An 18281-nucleotide genomic window follows, 5' to 3' on the forward strand; every position below is an offset into this window, starting at 1 on the left:
GCCTGCCCGACGGGAGCGGCGTCGATGTGTGCCGCGAGGTCCGCTCCCGCCTGCCGGGGCTGGCCTGCCTTCAGTAGATCGAGGACTTTGCGGCGGAATTCGGGGGGATATCGCTTCGGCACGCGGGCCTCTCTTGCAGGGCCAGGCATGTCAGTCAGCCAAAGCGACTCCACGAAATCCGGGATACATCAAATGTCTCCATCAAACCCGGGGCGGTTCACTGGCCTACCGGCCGACGGCGAGCGGGTCCAGCCGCTCGGCCGCACTGTCTAGGCGCCGCATCAGCATGCGGGAGATCGCGTGCACCAGGTCAGGATCGTGGGTCAGCACGAAATCCACCCTGTCACCGGAGCCCGGCCGCACGCAGAGCGCGGCCGCGGTGTGCGGGCCGACCACGGCTAGGACCGTCTCGGCATCGGCCGGGGTCACCGCCACCCGCACTGGATGCGGAGCGGCGGCAATCGGCCCGGGGCCGGCGACACCGACCAAGGCCACCTCGTCGCCCAGTGACGCCAGGCGAGGCAGCCAGGCCCGGCCGACCGCCGGTTCCGGATACGCGCCGAGCACCACCGCGTGCGGGCCGGCGCTCGCCACCAGCGACAGCAGGTAGTCGATGAGGCCGTTGATCATCGTCTGATCTCCGACCCGGCTGTGGTTGCGCACCGCGGCCATGCTGAACGGGGTCCCGTCGGGCAGGTGCAGGTTCGGCCGGGGCGATCGCAGTCGGGTGTGATGGTCGATCGGCCGGCGACGAGCGCGCCGAGCCCGCCGGGCCGCCCGAACAGCCAGCCCTGCCCCCAACGGGCGCCGAGCGCCCGTGCGGTCGCTGCGTCGTCTTCGGTCTCGATGCCTTCGGCGAGCACCACCGCCCCAGTGCGCTCGGCGTGGGCGCTGACGATCGCGGCGGTCGCGATGGTGCCCGGCGCGTACGGGTCGCGCAGCAGGTGCATGTCCAGCTTGATCACTTCCGGCTCGATGAGCGGCAGGAAGGCCAGCGAGAGCGGGTCGGCGCCGACGTCGTCCAGGGCGAGCGCCCCGTTGGTCCGCTGCACGGCGGCGGCGATGTCCAGCAACGCCGCCGGATGGTCGGCCAGGGCCCGTTCGGTGAACTCCAGCACGGCCCGGTACGGTCGCTCGGACAGCGCCACGGCCAACAGCTCAGGGGTGAACGGATGGTTCAGCGCGGCCGGTTCGGCGTTGAAGAACAGCAGCGGCGGAACTTCCTGCTTGGCGTCCCGGGCGATCTCCATGGCCCGGGTGGCGCACAGCTGGTCCAGCAGCGGCATCACCCCGGCCCGGGTGGCCGCCGCGAACAGAGCGTTCGGGAACTCCAGCGGAGAGCCGGCCGGGCCGCGCGCCAGCGCCTCGACACCGACGATGTTCCTCGTGGTGAGGTCGACGATCGGCTGGTACAGCGGGAAGACCGCGCGCTTGTCGAGCACGCGCAGGATGAGCGTGGCCGGGTCATCATGCATGTCCCATCCGGCGCTCCAGTTTTTCGGCGCCATCCGCCCCATCCATCGCACGAGTCCCGACCTTGACAGAACACCTATCGACACCGGGCGACCCAACCTTAGAGCCTGCTGACGAAGGGTTCGGTCGTCTGATGAAGGGGGCCTCGCCGCCGGGGCCGACCTGCCAGTACTCGCCGCAGGTCCAGCCCAGCACGTCGGCGACGGTGGCGACCACACCGCAGGCGGCCTGCTCACGGGAGGCGGCCTCGGCCAAGGACTGGGCCACGGCATGCTGGGCAGTGCGCAGCTGCTCGATCACCGGTCGGTGACGTCCTGGCCGACGACCACCGCGCCCAGGTAGCGCTCGTCGGGGGTCTCGATCGGCCGGGCGTTGAACTGGAACCGGCGCGGGCCGCTGCCCGGGACCCGGATCACGATCTGCTGGCCGTCGAACCGCTCTCCGGCCAGCGACCGCACCAGTGGGATCTCCTGCGTGCGCGGCAAGGTCCGCCCGTCCGGCGCATACAGCTGGTAGGCCTCGGCCCAGTCGTCCATCTCCACCGGCCGCTCGGAGACCTGGATGCTGTCGCGCAACACCTGGTTGAAGATCAACCGGCCGTCGCTGTCGCAGGCCCCCACCGCGGCGTCCATGCTGTCGAGCAAGGCGGCCAGGAACGTGCGCTCCTGCTCCGGTTCGCCTTCGGTGCGCCGCCGCTCGCTGAGGTCGTGCAGCACCGCGGGCCAGGCACTGCGATCGCCGCCGTCACGGGCCTGCAGGATCATCTCGGCGGGAAACTCCCGCCCGGACCGATCAGCGGTCATGGGCCGCGCCGTCCTGGGCGGCACCCCGACTTTGACGGCCGGGCTGCTCGGCATGGGCACGCTCTTCGTGCTACAGGCGGTGTTCGGCCGTCTGCGCCGCAACAGACGTCTCGACCGTGCCCTGAGCAACCTTCCGCTGCTGCTCATGGCCAACGGAGAGATCCTTCACGACAACCTTCGCAAGGCGCGGATCGTCGAAGACGAACTGCGTCAGAAGTTACGGCTTTCGGCGGTTCACCGATACGAGGACGTCGCAGCCGTGATTTTCGAGCGGACCGGCGCCATCAGCGTGCTGCGCCGGGGCGAGAGCATCGACCCCGATCTCATCTCCGACGTACGAGAGTGGGAACTCCTCGCCCCTGAGTACATCCGGCGTTGACCGGTGTCTCCGAGGAAGAAGCCGACGCGTCAGGTGGCCCCGAACCACCGGTGAGAATCGTCGAGTGTTTCACCAGGGGCGGCCGCCGTTAACGGGAGGCCGGTGGGTGATGTCCGGCTGCCGCTGAACTCGTCACCTGACCTTTGGAGGGATTTGCTCTACGGTTACCGGCAGGCAGAAACGGGCAACCGGTACGCAACCGGCGGATGGAGTCACGTGTGAAGTCTGAGCAGGTCCTTCGGTCGCTGCCGTTCGTCGTCATGGCGGCGGTGACCCTGATCGACGTGCTGGCCGGCCCACGTCTGGGTTTCCTGCCGCTGCTGACCCTGGGGCCGACCTTCGCCTCGGTCTCCGGCAGCATCCGCCGTACCGCGCTGGTGGGCGTGATCGCGCTGGCGCTGTGCATTCCGCTGGCCTACTACAACCGGCTACTGCTCACCACGCAGAACAACCTCACCATCGCGACCATCGTCGCGATCACCGCGGCCAGCATGCTGGCCGGCCACCTGCGCATCCGGCGCGAGCGGGAGCTCGCCAACGTCCGGATGGTCGCCGAGGCCGCCCAGCGGGTGCTGCTGCGTCCGGTCCCGCGCAAGGCGGGTGATCTGCGGGTGGCGCTGTCCTACACCTCGCCCCGCCGAGGCGCGGATCGGCGGCGACCTGTACGAGGTCGTCACGACGCCGTACGGCGTGCGCCTGCTCATCGGCGACGTGCAGGGCAAAGGGCTGGAGGCGGTGGAGACCGCGGCCTGGGTGCTGGGCGCCTTCCGCGAGGCCGCCTACGACGAGGCCGATCTGCCCGGGGTGGCCGAGCGGCTGGAGACCAGCCTGGATCGGCACTTGGGCGGGGAGAGGTTCGTCACCGCGATCATTGCCGAGGTCGTCGACGGTGAGATCTCGCTGCTCAACTGCGGCCATCCGCCGCCCTTGCTGATCGACTCCGGCGGGAGGACTCGCCTGGTGGAACCCCGGGAGGACGGGCTGCCGCTCGGCCTGGCGTCGCTGGGCCCGCCCCTGCCCAAGCCGCAGCGGGTGCCGTTCGGCGAGGGAGACCAGATCCTCTTCTACACCGACGGCGTCATCGAGGCCCGCGACGAGGCCCGGACCTTTTATCCGCTGACGGAACGTGCCCACCTGCTGATGGTGGCCGATCCGCAGAACGCGCTGGACGAGTTGCGCGCGGATCTGCTGGAGCACATCGGAGGGCCGCTGCTCGACGACGCGGCGATGCTGCTGGTGCGCAGGCAGTCCATCTGACCCTCCGGATCGTCCTCGTTTGCCCTATGCAATGATGGATTGCCGTGTATCCCGATCGGGGCTGGAGCGGTCCCGGCGGTGTGTCCGTCCGGGTCCGTCAAGCGCACCGCTGCTGCCGGAGGTCCCGGGAATCCGGCAACGAAAGGCGATCACACGAGTGGCATGGGCCAATCCCTCTGGATCCGGAATCCTCTCCGTGCTCGCCGGTCTGCGCGGCGCCGTCGTCGTCGCCCGGATGAGGCGGTGTCGGTCCTGATCTCGCCGGTGGCGACTTGTCGGCGTGGTGTTCGGGAGGCCTCATACGTACGCGGTCCGATGCCGTGTACCGCGGTGATCCGTCCCGGGAAGCTTCCTGGCCGGCCATCCCTGTCTGTTCGCCCCTGAGCGTCTGCTGTTACGGTAGGACGCGGTGCGCCGGGAAGTCTGGTCGGCAATGACGATTCTCGTGTCGACTACGACGGAGGCGCCGATGATGCGGCATGCGACGAATCGCCCGGCTGACAGGTTCTGCTCGCACAGGGTGGACCGCTGATGCTGGCCTTCGCCGGCCTGCTGCTGCTGGCGGTCCTGCTGTCCAGCCTGGCCCACCGCACGATCCTGTCCACGGCGGCGCTGTTCCTGCTCGCCGGATTCGTGCTCGGTGACGGCGTCCTGGGCGCGGTGTCGATCACCGCCGAGGACGAGGTCGTCGGCACGCTGGCGGAGCTGGCGCTGTTCGCGGTGCTGTTCACCGACGGCATGCGGGTCGGCTGGGCCGACCTGCGCGGCGCCTGGCGGCTGCCGGGTCGGGCGCTCGGCTGGGGCCTGCCGCTCACCCTGGTGATCACCGCGCTGCTCGCGCACTACCTGATCGGCCTGGGCTGGATCGAGTCCCTGCTGATCGGCGCGGTCCTGGCCCCGACCGACCCGGTCTTCGCCGCGGCCCTGGTCGGCAATGAGAAGGTGCCGCCCCGGCTGCGGCAGCTGCTCAACGTCGAATCCGGCGTCAACGACGGCCTGGCGCTGCCCTTCGTCATGGTCTTTCTGGCCTTGGCCGCCGGCTCGCACAACCTGCACCTGGGTGAACTGGGTCTGGAGCTCGGCCTCGGCCTGCTCATCGGGGTGACCGTGCCGTGGCTGGCGATCAAGCTGGAGCAGACCCGCTGGTTTGCCGCCTCCACCGCCTACGAGCCGCTGAACGCGCTGGCGATCGGCCTGCTCGTGCTGGCGCTGGGCAAGGCCACCCACGGCAACCTGTTCCTGGCCGCCTTCGCCGCCGGCATCACGGTCGCCACCTTCGGGCAGCGCCAACGGGAGGCGTTCGAGCACTTCGGCGAGCTCATCGCCGAGCTGTTCAAACTGGCCGCCCTGCTGGTGTTCGGCGCGCTCATCACTCCGGCCCTGCTGGGCGCGGTCGGCTGGAGCGGATGGCTGTTCGCCGTCCTGGCGCTGGTGGCGGCCCGGCCGATCGCCATCTGGATCTCCTTCCTGGGCTCCGGCCTGTCGGTGCGCGAACAGGCCGCGGTGGCGTGGTTCGGGCCCAAGGGGTTCGCCTCGGTGGTCTACGGCCTGATCGTGCTGTCTTCGGGCATCGCCGCGGCCAGCCAGGAGTTCCAGTTGATCGCGGTCACCATCGTGCTGTCGATCCTGCTGCACTCGTCGACCGACATCGTCGTGGCCCGCTGGTTCGACGACGAGCGCGACGTGCCCGCCTGGTACGGCGCCGCTCGCCGCCTGCGTGACCAGGTGCACGGGGAGCCCACCTCATGAGCACGGAGGTGCGGGACGCGCACCGTGCCGGAGTCGTGCCCGCCGTCCAGACCACCGCGGTGAGCAAGCACTACGGTGACGTCGTCGCGGTCGACGACGTCACCTTGAGCGTCGAACCCGGAGCCGTCTACGCGCTGCTCGGCCTCAACGGCGCGGGCAAGACCACGCTGATCCGCATGCTGCTGGGCATGATCACACCCACGGGCGGTGCGGCCGCGGTGCTGGGCGCGCACGTCACCGGGGGAGACCGCTCGGCCTGGGCCCGGGTCGGCTACCTGGTGGAGGCTCCGGCCGCCTACCCGGAGCTGACCGTGCGGGAGAACCTGAAGGTCGTCGCCCGGCTGCGCCGCCTGCCCTCCGGCACGGTCGACGAGGCCATCGACCGCCTGGCGCTGCGGCCTTATGCCGATCGCCGCGCCCGTGCCCTGTCCATGGGCAACCTGCAGCGCCTGGCCCTGGCCAAGGCGCTCATCCACACTCCCGACCTGCTGATCCTGGACGAGCCGGTCAACGGCCTCGATCCGGCGGGCGTGGTGGAGATCCGCACCCTGCTGGCCGGCCTGGCCCGCGAGCACGGCGTCACCGTGTTCCTGTCCAGCCACATCCTGGCCGAGGTCGCCCGCCTGGCCACCCGCATCGGCATCATCCACCGGGGCCGGCTCCTGCAGGAGGTCGACGCCGCCGGGCTGGAGGCGCACCTGCGGCGGTGGCTGACCGTGTCCACCCGCGACGACGCCGCGGCCCGCACGGTCCTGGCCGCCGCCGGGTTCACCCCGCACGGCGAGGGACCGATCACGCTCACCGGCACCCGCGCGATCGAGCACCCGGACGAGGTCGCCGCCCTGCTGGCGCGGGCCGGGTGCCCGCCCGTCCGGCTCCTGGTCGAGGAAGAAGACCTGGAGACCTATTTCCTGCGCGTGGTGGGAGCCGGCGATGCGTGAGGCCCTGTGGGCGGAACTGCTCAAGGTACGGCGCAGCCGCCTGCCCGCACTGACCGCCGCGGCCTTCACCCTCGCCACGGGCGTGTGCGGGCTGTTCATGTTCATCCTGGCCGACCCCCGCCGCGCCCGCACACTCGGCATGCTCGGCGACAAGGCACAGCTCACCGGAGCCAGTGCCGACTGGCCCGGCTACCTGGTCCTGCTGGCCCAGGCGGTGGCCGTGGGCGGGCTACTGATCTACGGGATGACCTCCGTCTGGCTGTTCGGCCGCGAGTTCAGCGACCGCACCGCCAAGGACCTGCTGGCCCTGCCCACCTCCCGCACCGCCGTCGTGGCAGCCAAGTTCACCGTCCTGGCCGGCTGGTCGTTGCTGCTGGCCCTGCAGGTGATCGCGCTCGGCCTGCTGGCCGGCGCGCTGCTCGGCCTGCCGGGCGCCTCGGTGCCGGTCCTGGCCGCCGGAGTGGGCCGCATCCTGGTGGTCGCCGCGCTGACGTGCGCGCTGACTACGCCGTTCGCGCTGGCCGCCAGCGCCGGACGCGGATACCTGGCCGCGGTCGGGACGATGTTCGCCGCGCTGTTCGCCGCCCAGGTGATCGCCGCCCTCGGCTACGGCGCCTCCTTTCCCTGGTCGGTTCCGGGACTGCTGGCCAGCATCGCAGGGCCGGGCCAGGACGCGCCCGGACCGGTCGGCTACCTGCTGGTGGCGGTCGTCGGAGGAGCCGGGATACTGGCCACGGCCATCTGGTGGCAGCGGGCCGACCACACCCGCTGAGCACCTTCACCGCAGCCGAACACGGGTCCGCCGGCTTGAGGGCCGGTGGTTCACCATGCGGTTCCTCCGCGTGCCCGGGCCCGTGCGGGGGCCGCGTTGATCGCCCGGGGCGAGTTCTCCATCGTCATCATCGGTCTGGCCGCGGCCCAGCATCCCGTGCTGGCCCCATTGGTGGCCGCCTACGTCTTCATCCTGGCGGTCGCGGGACCGCTCATTACCCGCTTCACCGGCACCCGCCGCGTGTACGTGCTGTGAGGCGGTGGTGCCCGGTCTCCTCGGTAACGGCGAGGCCTCTGCGGGACGTCCACGCTGAGCCACGCCTTCTCCCAGGGCTGACCATGTTCCGACTGGAGCAGGCCCCGCACGACCGGCTGCTGCCGCGGATGGCCGCGATCGTCCACCACGGCGGCAGCGGCACCACCGGCGCGGCACTGGCCGCCGGACGGCCCCGGTCGTCTGCCCGTTCGTCGCCGACCAGCCGTTCTGGGCCGAGCGCATGCACTCCGCCGGTGTCGCGCCGCCACCCCAGCCGCAGCGGAACCTGTCCGCTGACGGGCTCGCCGCCGCCATCGGCCGGGCCGTCACCGACCCGTCCATGGCCCGCGCCGCCGCGGCGCTCGGCGAGCGCATCCGCGCCGAGAAGGGCACCGCACAGGCCGCTTCGATCCTGGAGACCCTATGAGCCCATCCCTCGCCGATCTGTTCACCACCCGCGACCGGGACGCGTTCTGGTCCGCCCTGGCGGCGGGCGGGCCGGTCAAACGGGCACCTGGGCTTCGGCCACGGCATCCACCACTGCCTCGGCGCCGCCCTGGCCCGCGCCGAGACCCAGATCTCGTCGCGCTCTCTGGTCGAGTGCTTCCCCCGGCTCACCCTCGCCGCGCCGTCGGAGGAGATCACCTGGCAGCCGGGCATGAAACGCGCGCTCGCCTCGTTGCCGGTCCGCACCCACGGATGACCATGAAAACCCGGTAGCGGGTCTGGTCGCCTGGCGCTGCAGGATCGTCAGCCGGTGCCGCGGTGCCAGGATCTCGATCTCCTTGTCACGATCACTTCCCGGCAGCAGCCGGATGAGCGCGAAGGTGGTCACCGCAGCCAGGCGGTCCAGGCGCGGCGGCACGACAGGTCATCACGCCGCGGCGTAGGCCTTGCGACTCCGGGATGCACAACGCGTGATCACGGACCAACACCGTGACGTGCACGAATGGATTTCCGGCACCCATCGGATGGACGGCCGACCGCGACGGGAATAGTTTAGTTGCCGGATCACAACAAATGCGGGATAGCAAATGAGTGACCGGGAGCGTCTCCTCGACCTGCTCGCCTCGATGCAGCGTGATCTGATGCCGTCGCTGCTGCGGATGCACGAGCGCGACGATCTGCGGATGCTCGACGGCGTCATGCTCCAGGTCCTCGACCGGGGCGGCGCGCCGACCGTCAAGGAGTCGGCGGCCCTGGTCGGACGGTCGGTCTCGCGGACCAGCCGGATCGTCGACGGCCTCGTCCGGCGCGGGCTCGCCGAGCGGTACGAGGACGAGGCCGACCGCCGCGTCCGCAGAATCCGCATCAGCCAGGAGGGCGCCGCCGTCCTCGAGAGGATCCGGAGCCTCCGGGTCGACGCGCAGATGGCGCTCTGGAACCAGTTCACGGAGGAAGAGCGCCAGATCGTGCTCCACTCCATGGAGATCTACGCGAAGGCCGCGAGGAGGCTACGGGATGCAACTGATCCAGTTATCTGAGATCGACTCCTCCATGATCGATCTGGTGGGCGGCAAGGCCGCAGGGCTCGGCGAGATGATCAAGGCGGGTGAGCGCGTCCCGGACGGCTTCTGCCTGACCGTCGAGTCCTACACCTCCCAGGACCTGCCGGAGAACGAACTGATCGGCGCCTATGAACGGCTCGGCGGCGGACGCGTGGCCGTGCGTTCCAGCGCCACCGCCGAGGACCTGCCGGACGCCAGCTTCGCCGGCCAGCAGGACACCTACCTCGACGTCGAAGGCGCCGGACCGCTCATCGACGCGGTCCGCAGGTGCTGGGACTCCCTGCACACCGAACGCGCCGTGGCCTATCGCGCCGCGCTGGGCATCGACGAGGCCGCCATGGCCGTGGTGATCCAGCGCATGATCGACCCTGTAGCCGCCGGTGTCCTGTTCACCGCCAACCCGATCACCGGCTGCCGCACCGAGATGGTCGTCGACGCCGCCCCCGGGCTGGGTACCGCCATCGTCGAGGGCACCGTCGTCCCCGACCACTACGTCCTCGGCCACCGGGCACCGGCCGCACCGGACGGCGACGGTTGCCTCGACGGGGAGCAGCTCGAAGAACTACGGGAGGCCGGGCGGCGGTTGCAGGAGTCCTTCGGCTCGCCGCAGGACATCGAGTGGGCGATCGACGCCGACGGCACGCTGTGGTTGCTGCAGTCCCGGCCGATCACCACCCTGTTCCCGGCCCCGCCGGACACCGATGACCTGCGGCTCTACCTCGAGTTCGGCCACATCCAGGGGATGCTCCGGCCGACCACGCCGATGGGGGTGTCGCTGCTCAAGACGGTTTCGGGCATGTGGTTCAAAGGCGTGGGCGCCACGGCCGATCCGCGCGATCCGCTGCCCCGGCTGGTCCCCATCGGCGGGCGCCTCTACTTCGACCTGACCGATTTCGTCCGCAACAAGACCACGCGGAACGGGCTGCGGACGTCTCTGGAGGTGTACGGGCCACGGGTTCAGGGCGCCGTCGAGCGCATGCTGGACGACCCGCGGTTCGCCCCCCGGCGCGGCCTGCCGTTCCGTCCCGGCAGCGCCGTGAAGATGATGGCACGGCTGGCGCCCGGTGCGGCTTTCGGCCTCCTCCGGAGCCTGGCGCGGCCGGACGCCGCCCGGGCCAGGGCCTACCGCGCCGTGGAGGAGATCAGGCGCCAGACGCCGCCGGGCGAGCCGGCCACCTCCGCCGAGCGGCTCCGCTGGGTGATCGAGGACTCGCACCGGGCGGTCATGAGTCCCGACATGATGGGGATCGTGTGGCCGCTGATGGCCGGGATACTCGCCGGCACCGTGCCGTCCGGGCTGCTGAAAGGCATCGCCACCGCCGAGGAACTGGACATCGTCCTGGGCGGGATGCCGTACAACGTGACCACGGAGATGGATCTCGCGCTCTGGCAGGTCGCGGTGAGCGCGCGCGAACACCGCGACCTGTTCCTCACCACCCCGCCCGAGGAACTCGCCGCGAGGTACCGTGCGGGGGAGCTCCCCGACATCGGGATGGCCGGGTTCCTCGACCGGTACGGCATGCGCGCGGCCGCCGAGATCGACGTCGGCGTGGCCCGCTGGGAAGAGGATCCGGCGCCCCTCTTCGCCACGATCGCCAACTACCTCCGGGTGGACGACCCCGGCCAGGCACCCGATCTGCGGTTCCGGCAGGCCGCCGAGAGGGCGGAGAAGATGATCGAGACGCTGTCACGGCGAACGCGGCGCAGGCGGCCGGTGCGCGGCCGGTTCGCGACCTTCTTCATGCGCCGCTCACGCAAGCTCACCGGGCTCCGGGAGATCGGGAAGTTCGCCTGGCTGTCACCGCTTCAGGCGGCGCGCCGTCAGCTCCTGCTGATCGGAGCCGACCTGGTCTCCCGCGGTCTGCTGGAGCGCGCCGGCGACATCATGTTCCTCGATCTGTCCGAGGTCCGGGCCGCCATCCACGACGGAGCCGACCATCGGGCCCTGGTCGCGGCGCGCCGTGCCGAATACGAACGGGAGCTGCGACGGCCCGCCGTCCCGGGGGCCCTGCTGTCGGATGGGACCGATGTGGAGGCGCTCGCCCCGCCCGGGCCCGTGGAAGACGGGGTGCTGACCGGGATGGCCGGGGCCGCCGGCCGGGCGACCGGCCGGGCGAGGGTGATCCGCGACCCGGCCGGCGCGCGCATCGAACCGGGTGAGATCCTCGTGGCCCCCACCACGGATCCCGGCTGGACCCCGTTGTTCCTGACGGCGGCGGGCCTGGTGACCGAGACCGGATCACCGATGGCGCATGGCCCCACCGTCGCCAGGGAGTACGGCATCCCGGCCGTCATCTGCGTCCGCAACGCCACCCGTGAGATCAGGACCGGGCAGCTGATCACGATCGACGGGGCAGCGGGCACGGTACGGATCGAGGGGAACGACTCAAGGACGCCGAAGGCATCGTCGTCGCCCACCACGCCGAACTGCAGTCGCTGAGGCAAAAGATCGAACATACCTGGCGACTACTGCGCGCGGTGCTCGGCCGGGAACCGCGCCACGCCACCGCTGTCACCCGGGCTGCCGTCGGCTGTCATGGCGGCAGGCAAGCACACCTGCGCTCAGCGCCGCGGCACGCCTCCGGCGCTTTTGCCGATTTCTCGAGGGCTCCCGCACCGGCGCCATCCCGTGCTTTCTATCGACATGGCAGGAACCGCCGTACGGCTCACGCCGCCCCGGCCCGGGAAAGGCACCCGGCCAGGCCGGGCGGTGAGGAGGACCGCAGCGGGTAGGCGCCAACGAAAGGAGAACCGGGGAGGGGGCACGCCTACCGTTCTGGTCGTCGGAGACGACCCCGATCACCGGGACCTGCTGGGCTTTCTGCTGGAGCGCGCCCGCTGCACGGTGCACCCCGTGGCGGACGGGGCCCAGGCCGTGGCGGTGGTCCAGGACATGCGCCCGGACCTGGTGGTGCTGAACTGGCGCCTGCTCGGCCCGGCGGGGATGGAGCTGCGCCGGCGGCCGCACTCGGCTCCGGGCACGGCCGGGGTGCCGGTGCTGATGATGACGGCCGGGGCGCCGAGTCTTTCGAAGGAGGACCTGCAGGGGATGCGCCGGACCGAGGTCGATGACGTCATGGCCGCGTTCGATCCTCAGGAGTTCGTCGCGCGGGTCCAGGCCCTGCTGACGCAGTTCCCGCCCGTCCAGGAATGATCACCGTTCGGCCGCCGGGCAGGCAATTCCCGCAAGTTGAACCCTCGAAAATCGGGCATAACGGACAGGGTTGGCGGGTGGCATCCATCGCTGGTAGCCGCCTTCCCGGGGGCAGCCGCCCGCTGGCCGCGGCCGCGACGGGGAAGTGGACGGGGAGGCATGGGTACGGTGCGACGGTGCCCCGGTCCGTGAGTTCCATCGATCATGCATGATGAGGAGACGGGCACGACACCCACTCCGGATGCCTGCGCGCATCCGGACAGGGGGAGCAGGCGCGCATCCTGGGTTCCGGTACCGGGGACTGCTGCTGCCGCAGGTGCCGGGAGGCCACGCCGGCTGCAGGGTAAAGGCGATTCAGGTCCGGACGTCGGCGTACGGCCGCCCAGGAGCGAGACCGGTACTTCTCCGGAAGGGGGGTTAGCGGTCACGGATGGTGTGCCTCGGCCGTGCCCGAACCGTCTCGCCGCGGGAGTGCGGCGTCGGCCTGTTCCGTGTCCCACCGGTCGAGGAGCCTGGGGAACTCCCGGGCCATGAAGGCGTACATGTCGCGCATGCGCTCGAGCCGGGCGCGGGCGACGGGATGGTCGCCCACCGCGGCGAGTCCCTGCTCGGCCAGGGCGGCGAAGGCGGCGAACTCGGCCATCTTCGCCCGGAACGCGCGCCCGAAGACGTCGTCGGTCAGCCGGTAGTGATCCCGCCGGGCCCGCGGGGGGCGGTAGCGCTCGACGAGCCCGCCCCGCTCCAGCTGGTGCAGCGCCACACTCATGCTGCTCTTGGCCACCCCGAGCCGCGCGCACAGCCCGGGGGCGTCGGCGGCGTCGCCGGTCTCGGCGAGCAGACATCCCATCACCCGGCCGGCCGTGCGGCTCAGGCCCAGCCGCTCGAAGTACAGCCCGGCGCTTTCCACGAATTCCTCGACGTCCGCCATGAGGACATCCTAGTTTGTTCGGAACGTTCCGAACACTTAGGATTCCCGTATGGCTCTCCCTGATCCCCTCACCATCGCCGTCACCGGCGCCAACTCCGGCATCGGCCTGCGAGCGGCGCAGCGGCTGGCCGCGGACGGCCACCGGATCCTGGCCCTGTGCCGCGACCCCCACCGCGGCCGCACCGCCCTGGAGACGATCAACACCGGTGCCGCCCGTCCCGCGACCCTCGTCGTGACCGACCTGGCCGACCCCGACTCCATCGACGCGGCGGCCGAGAATATCTCCCGCGAGGCCGGCCACCTCGACGTCCTGATCAACAACGCCGCGGTGTTCGACCAGACGAGACGCACCCCCGCGTTCACCGCATCCGGCCATGAGCTGTTCTGGGCGACCAACCACCTCGGCCCCTTCCAGCTCACCGCCCGCCTCAGCCCGCTGCTCGCCACCGCCCCCCGCCCCCGGCTGATCAACGTGGCCAGCAAGGGGCTGGTCACCATGCCGCGCATCGCGATCCGCTTCGACCGGCTCGACGATCCCGGCTGGTACAGCCCCACCAGGGCCTACTACCACGCCAAACTCGCCCAGATCATGACCGCCTACACGCTCGCCCTGCGAGCCCGCGGCGCCCTGGACGTCGCCTGCGTCCGGGTGCCCGCCGTACGGCTCGACGCCGACCGCGTCGCCGCCCTGCCGCGGATCCTGCGCGCGCTGTACGCGCCCAAGAACCGGCTCGCGATCCCCGCCGAACGCCTGGGCGAGACGTACGCGGCCCTGGCCACCCGCACCGGCACCTGGCAGGAGCACGCCGACCCCGCCGCCGCGGGCCGGTCCGCGCTGCGCGGCATTTACCTGGACGAGAATCTGCGGCCGGTCGACGCCCCCGCCTCCGCCTACGACGCTGCGGCCCGCGAGCGCCTGTGGGCCGTCTCCCAGCAGGCCACCGGCGACCTGCCCTGGGCCTGGTGAAAGACATCCCAGGAGATCGGGTGCCACCTGCGCGACCGGCCGGTGGTGAACCGGATTGAGGCGACATCTGATCACGGTGCCCGCTCCAGCCCGGTGATCCGCAGACGCCCGGTCCGGGACGACACCCGTGGAGGTCAGCTCCGTGCCGGCGGGGTCCGGTTACCGATCGCCCGCTGCGGACGGGCGGAAAGCGTCACGGTGAAGCACGCTCCCGGATCGGCGGGAGTGTGGACGACGTCGCCACCCTGGGCTCGGGCCAACTCCCGAGTGATCCACAGTCCAAGCCCGATCGATTCCGGTGCGGCGTCAGTGCTGCTGAAGCGGGAGAACAGCATCTCGCGCCGGTCGGCGGGAACACCGGGACCGTGGTCACGGACGCTGATGGCGATCACGCCGTCGGCGACGGGGCCGGCGCTGACGGCGATAGGCGGCTCGCCGTGGCGCACGGCGTTGACGAGCAGATTGATCAGGATCTGCTCCAGCCGCTGCGGGTCGGCGAGGACCTCCGCCTCGCCGGCCATGTCGACGCTGACGGGCGCGGTGATGTAGGTGAGTGCGTCCTCGATCGCATCGCGTACCGAGAAGGCCTGGACGTCCAGGCGTAGCCGGCCCTCGGTGGCGATGCGGTCAGCGTCCAGCAGGCTGACGGCCAGACGGCGGATGCGTCCGATCTGGCGTAGCGCCATCTTCACCATCTCACGGTGTTGCGCGGGTGGCAGGGCGTCGATGTCGTCGTCCAGGGTCTCCAGCGCGAACTGCACCGTGGTCAAGGGTGAGCGCACGTCGCGGGCCAAGGTGGCGGTCAGCGCGGCGCGCCAGCGTTCGGCCCGCCGAGCCTCGTCATGGGCACGCTGGATGACGGCGCGGTCACGGCGGTGGTAGCCGACCTGACGGGCGATCAGCAGGCCGATCACCACCATCGACGGGATGAAGACCGCACTGCCGATCATCAAGACCATGTCCTACGTGGTGATTTTGCGATAGCGCTCATAGCGGGTCACGGCAGCGGCAAGGTGAGAGAGGCCAGGTAGGTGAAGGAGTGGCGCTCATGACGGGGCGACGGGCGCCGGTGACCGAAAGGCCAGGCGATGGTGCGCTCGATCACCCGGCGGTGGCGGTTCGGCCGGGTGCCGGGCTCGATGCCCTTGCGGGCGATCCGCACCCCGAGGCGCCCGCCGCGGTCTTCTCATTCCTCACCGTCTTCCCCGCTGACTCGGCGGAGGGCGTCCGGCAACCCGTGCGGGTGGAGGTGGGGCAGCGGTCCCGTGCCTGGGTCCTCACGCAGTTCCCTCACCAGCGCCACACAGAGCAGGAGCATGACGACCACGAACGGCAGCGCGACCAGGATCGTGGCCTGCTGCAGCGCCTCCAGTCCGCCGGCCAGCAGCAGCACCAGCGCGATCGCCCCGACAAGTACACCCCACATCACCACCAGGGGCCGGGGAGGGTGGAGCGAGCCCCGGCTGGAGAGCGAGCCGAGCACCAGGGAGGCCGAGTCCGCGCTGGTGACGAAGTAGAGCGCCACCAGGGCCGCCGTGATCACGGTGGCGAGCGAGCCGAGCGGCAGGTGACCGAGGAGTGCGAACATCGCCGCCTCCGCTCCTTCTGCGATCTTTCCGGTGAAGTCCGCCGCGCCCGACAGCTGCAGCCATACGGCGCTGCCGCCGCTGATCGAGAACCAGAGCAGGCTGGCGCCGGACGGGACGAGCAGCACGCCGATGACGAACTCGCGGATCGTGCGGCCCCGGGAGATCCGGGCGATGAAGGCGCCCACGAACGGGGCCCAGGACATCCACCACGCCCAGTAGAAGATGGTCCATGCGCCGAGCCAGTCCTTGTCGACGAACGCACCCGTCCGCGAGGCCATCGAGAGCAGGTCGTTGAGGTATCCGCCGAGCGAGGCGGGGATCAGGTTGAGAACCGCGACGGTCGGGCCGAAGACGAAGATGAACACGGCCAGCAGGGCGGCCAGATAGACGTTGAGGGTGCTGAGGATCCGCACGCCGCGGTGCACCCCGGTGGCCGCCGAGACGACGAACCCGGCCGTCAGGACGATGATGACGATCACCTCCAGTCGCCGCCCGCCGAGCCCGAACAGCTCGTTGAGGCCGTACTCCACCTGGAGCGCTCCCAGGCCCAGGCTGGTCGCGGTGCCGAAGACCGTGGCCAGCACGGCCAGCAGATCCAGCGTCCGTCCCACGACCGGCCTGGGCCGGCCACCGAACAGCGGGGTGAACGCCTCGCTGAACCGGTTACCGCGCCCTTTGCGGAAAGTGGAGTAGGCCAGGGCCATGCCGGTCACCGCGTAGATCGCCCAGGGGTGCAGCGTCCAGTGGAACAGCGAGTACTCCATCGCGGTGCGCGCGGCCTGAGGCGAGCCCGCTGCGATGCCCAGATCGGGCGGTGGATCAAGCAGGTGCGTCATGGGTTCGGCGACGCCGTAGAACATCAGCCCGATGCCCATCCCGGAGCTGAACATCATCGCCGTCCATGCGAGATTGGTGAACTCCGGAACGTCGTCATCCCCGCCGAGGCGGATCCGGCCGAACCGGCTGAGCGCGAGCACGACGGCCAGAACCAGGAAGAAGTCGGCGGCCACCACGAACAGCCAGCCGAAGTTGCCCAGCACCCACCCGAGTGCGACGTTTCCAGCCGTGGCGAGCGACTCGGTGAAGATCGCGCCCCACAGCATCACCGCCGACAGCAACCCCACGGCGATGGCCAGCAGGGGCAGGTCGGGTCGGGGTGGGCGCATCATGCCTCCAGTATCAATACTCTGAGTGAGACCAATGTTCCCCTGCGTAAATGTCGGCGAACCGTGGCGACCGGTTCTTGATCCGGGGGCGCGGTCCTGCGGAGCGCCAACGCCGGGCGGCCCACCGCGCCCGGTCCGCCGGCGGGAAGGCAGTGCGACTTCTGCGAGTCGCGGCTGCGGTCTGTGCGGAGTCGACGGTTGGTGCACGTGCCGCTGACCTGCGTGCGACGTCCTGAGAGTTCCATCCTTGTCGGTCGGCGGCGATGGGCGGACCCATCGGGCGGGACTCCAGGGGAAAGGACCGCCGTTCGGCCTGGCGTCTTCGGCCCCCTCTGCCGAAACCGCAACGGAGGCTGTTCGACTCAGGTGACCGGAACCTCTTCGCCGCCGACGGGATCATCGAGGCCCGAGACGGGACCGGGATCTTCTCCCCGCTGCCGGGACGCGCCCACCTGCCGGCGGTGGCCGATCCGCAGAACGCTCTGGACGAACCACGGTCCGATCCCGGATCGCATCGGAGGGCCGCTGCTCGACGAACACGGCGATACTACGGGGGCGCAGGCAGCACATCTGGCCTTCTCGCCATATGTGCGTGGCAGAAACGAGCCATGGCGTGGCGCTCCTGTACCGAGGGAGGTTCGCCCGCCAAGGTGACGCACCTGTGACCTCTGGGCGGTGCCCGCTGTAACGGCAAGCTGAGGATCTGCCGTGAAGGCTTGCGCCTCCGCCACTCCGCCACCACAATCCTTGCGCAATGCAAGAGAGATAGAGCCGGAAACATTTCGGGCGATAAGTGCCGACCGCAATGACCTCGAGATCGACCCGGCGCTCGCCCCACCGGTCGACGACGCCGGACGCCGAGGAGCCGCCCCGTGACCCTGCTCGACGAGACCATCCGAACTCCGCGGGACACCCGCCGCTTCCGCGCCTACACCGGCAAGCACCTGGACGAGCTGACCGCACGCGCCGGGCTCGGCGCCGAGGAGCGGCTGGCCGCGCGGGCGGTGGCCACCGTGCTGCCGTTCCGCACCAACGCCTACGTGGTGGAGGAGCTGATCGACTGGTCGGCCGCCCCCCGACGACCCGATCTACCGGCTGGTCTTCCCCCAGCCCGACATGCTTCCCACCGCCGACGTCGCACACCTGACCGGCCTCATCCGGAGCGGCGCGTCCGGAGCCGAGCTCCAGGCCGCCGCCACCGGCGTGCGGATGCGCCTCAACCCGCATCCGGCCGGGCAGTTGGAGCTCAACGTCCCCCGGGTGGGTGAGACCCCGATCTCCGGCGTGCAGCACAAGTATCCGGAGACGGTGCTGTTCTTCCCCAAGCAGGGGCAGACCTG

The 18281-nt window shown here is 70.7% G+C and carries 20 protein-coding genes and 1 pseudogene; 12 read left to right on the forward strand and 9 right to left on the reverse strand.

Annotated features, from left to right (window positions below; translation table 11 throughout):
* Nucleotides 1–225 precede the first annotated feature (225 nt).
* From ACWJ6R_RS12145 to ACWJ6R_RS12160, 4 genes are read right to left on the reverse strand one after another with little or no spacing between them, the layout of a single operon-like run.
* Nucleotides 226–663 (reverse strand): hypothetical protein, encoded by a 438-nt coding sequence (locus ACWJ6R_RS12145; protein WP_449062318.1) that lies wholly within the window; start codon nt 661–663, stop codon nt 226–228.
* Nucleotides 627–1475 (reverse strand): EAL domain-containing protein, encoded by an 849-nt coding sequence (locus ACWJ6R_RS12150; protein ID WP_449062319.1) that lies wholly within the window; start codon nt 1473–1475, stop codon nt 627–629. Before ACWJ6R_RS12150 ends, ACWJ6R_RS12145 begins: the two co-directional genes overlap by 37 nt.
* Nucleotides 1468–1773: a hypothetical protein gene (locus ACWJ6R_RS12155; protein ID WP_449062320.1), complete on the reverse strand. Its 306-nt coding sequence runs from the start codon at nt 1771–1773 to the stop codon at nt 1468–1470. Before ACWJ6R_RS12155 ends, ACWJ6R_RS12150 begins: the two co-directional genes overlap by 8 nt.
* On the reverse strand, nt 1770–2276 hold the full coding sequence (locus ACWJ6R_RS12160) for a PAS domain-containing protein (protein WP_449062321.1): 507 nt from the start codon (nt 2274–2276) through the stop codon (nt 1770–1772). The genes ACWJ6R_RS12155 and ACWJ6R_RS12160 overlap by 4 nt, the downstream gene beginning before the upstream one ends.
* Between ACWJ6R_RS12160 and ACWJ6R_RS12165 the strand changes: the two genes are divergently transcribed.
* The 7 genes from ACWJ6R_RS12165 (at nt 2275) to ACWJ6R_RS12195 (ending at nt 8056) form a co-directional block, all read left to right on the forward strand.
* A complete protein-coding gene (locus ACWJ6R_RS12165) occupies nt 2275–2655 on the forward strand; it encodes a YetF domain-containing protein (protein WP_449062322.1) in 381 nt (126 codons plus the stop codon). The two genes, ACWJ6R_RS12160 and ACWJ6R_RS12165, sit on opposite strands and share 2 nt — an antisense overlap.
* Before the next feature lie 600 nt (nt 2656–3255).
* Complete coding sequence (locus ACWJ6R_RS12170) at nt 3256–3912, forward strand: PP2C family protein-serine/threonine phosphatase (RefSeq protein WP_449062323.1); 657 nt, start codon at nt 3256–3258, stop codon at nt 3910–3912.
* Between the two features lie 531 nt (nt 3913–4443).
* Nucleotides 4444–5661, forward strand: coding sequence for a cation:proton antiporter (locus ACWJ6R_RS12175; protein WP_449062324.1), 1218 nt, complete (start codon nt 4444–4446; stop codon nt 5659–5661).
* Nucleotides 5658–6602 (forward strand): ABC transporter ATP-binding protein, encoded by a 945-nt coding sequence (locus ACWJ6R_RS12180; protein WP_449062325.1) that lies wholly within the window; start codon nt 5658–5660, stop codon nt 6600–6602. Before ACWJ6R_RS12175 ends, ACWJ6R_RS12180 begins: the two co-directional genes overlap by 4 nt.
* Nucleotides 6595–7374, forward strand: a complete 780-nt coding sequence (locus tag ACWJ6R_RS12185; RefSeq protein ID WP_449062326.1) for an ABC transporter permease — start codon at nt 6595–6597, stop codon at nt 7372–7374. The genes ACWJ6R_RS12180 and ACWJ6R_RS12185 overlap by 8 nt, the downstream gene beginning before the upstream one ends.
* Nucleotides 7375–7470: 96 nt before the next feature.
* Complete coding sequence (locus ACWJ6R_RS12190) at nt 7471–7629, forward strand: hypothetical protein (protein WP_449062327.1); 159 nt, start codon at nt 7471–7473, stop codon at nt 7627–7629.
* 241 nt (nt 7630–7870) lie between these two features.
* The gene (locus ACWJ6R_RS12195; protein ID WP_449062328.1) at nt 7871–8056 is read left to right on the forward strand and encodes a hypothetical protein; all 186 of its coding nucleotides are present in this window, start codon (nt 7871–7873) and stop codon (nt 8054–8056) included.
* A 75-nt stretch (nt 8057–8131) separates the two neighbouring features.
* Here ACWJ6R_RS12195 and ACWJ6R_RS12200 read toward each other — a convergent pair whose 3' ends face one another.
* Nucleotides 8132–8494 (reverse strand): hypothetical protein, encoded by a 363-nt coding sequence (locus ACWJ6R_RS12200; protein ID WP_449062329.1) that lies wholly within the window; start codon nt 8492–8494, stop codon nt 8132–8134.
* A 169-nt stretch (nt 8495–8663) separates the two neighbouring features.
* Between ACWJ6R_RS12200 and ACWJ6R_RS12205 the strand changes: the two genes are divergently transcribed.
* The 3 genes from ACWJ6R_RS12205 (at nt 8664) to ACWJ6R_RS12215 (ending at nt 12291) form a co-directional block, all read left to right on the forward strand.
* Entirely contained in the window at nt 8664–9113 is a 450-nt protein-coding gene (locus ACWJ6R_RS12205; protein WP_449062330.1) for a MarR family winged helix-turn-helix transcriptional regulator, read from the forward strand.
* Nucleotides 9091–11577 (forward strand): PEP/pyruvate-binding domain-containing protein, encoded by a 2487-nt coding sequence (locus ACWJ6R_RS12210; RefSeq protein ID WP_449062331.1) that lies wholly within the window; start codon nt 9091–9093, stop codon nt 11575–11577. The genes ACWJ6R_RS12205 and ACWJ6R_RS12210 overlap by 23 nt, the downstream gene beginning before the upstream one ends.
* Nucleotides 11578–11781: 204 nt before the next feature.
* Nucleotides 11782–12291 carry a response regulator transcription factor gene (locus ACWJ6R_RS12215; protein ID WP_449062332.1) on the forward strand — a complete coding sequence of 170 codons (510 nt, stop codon included), beginning with the start codon at nt 11782–11784 and terminating at the stop codon, nt 12289–12291.
* A 424-nt stretch (nt 12292–12715) separates the two neighbouring features.
* Here the strand turns inward: ACWJ6R_RS12215 and ACWJ6R_RS12220 are convergent, their stop codons facing one another.
* Nucleotides 12716–13219: a GbsR/MarR family transcriptional regulator gene (locus tag ACWJ6R_RS12220; protein WP_449062333.1), complete on the reverse strand. Its 504-nt coding sequence runs from the start codon at nt 13217–13219 to the stop codon at nt 12716–12718.
* Between the two features lie 49 nt (nt 13220–13268).
* On the opposite strand from ACWJ6R_RS12220, the gene ACWJ6R_RS12225 reads away from it, so the two are divergent.
* The gene (locus ACWJ6R_RS12225) at nt 13269–14186 is read left to right on the forward strand and encodes an SDR family NAD(P)-dependent oxidoreductase (RefSeq protein WP_449062334.1); all 918 of its coding nucleotides are present in this window, start codon (nt 13269–13271) and stop codon (nt 14184–14186) included.
* A 134-nt stretch (nt 14187–14320) separates the two neighbouring features.
* Here ACWJ6R_RS12225 and ACWJ6R_RS12230 read toward each other — a convergent pair whose 3' ends face one another.
* Genes ACWJ6R_RS12230 through ACWJ6R_RS12240 form a run of 3 tightly spaced genes read right to left on the reverse strand, consistent with a single transcriptional unit; the run spans nt 14321 to nt 16944 of the window.
* Complete coding sequence (locus tag ACWJ6R_RS12230) at nt 14321–15145, reverse strand: sensor histidine kinase (protein WP_449062335.1); 825 nt, start codon at nt 15143–15145, stop codon at nt 14321–14323.
* Nucleotides 15146–15183: 38 nt separating this feature from the next.
* Nucleotides 15184–15348: a hypothetical protein gene (locus ACWJ6R_RS12235; protein WP_449062336.1), complete on the reverse strand. Its 165-nt coding sequence runs from the start codon at nt 15346–15348 to the stop codon at nt 15184–15186.
* A 24-nt stretch (nt 15349–15372) separates the two neighbouring features.
* Nucleotides 15373–16944: a BCCT family transporter gene (locus ACWJ6R_RS12240; RefSeq protein ID WP_449062337.1), complete on the reverse strand. Its 1572-nt coding sequence runs from the start codon at nt 16942–16944 to the stop codon at nt 15373–15375.
* Nucleotides 16945–17819: 875 nt separating this feature from the next.
* Here ACWJ6R_RS12240 and ACWJ6R_RS12245 point away from each other — a divergent pair.
* Nucleotides 17820–18281, forward strand: a pseudogene (locus ACWJ6R_RS12245) (lysine 2,3-aminomutase); the annotation flags it as partial.

This window comes from Planomonospora algeriensis, assembly GCF_977012225.1.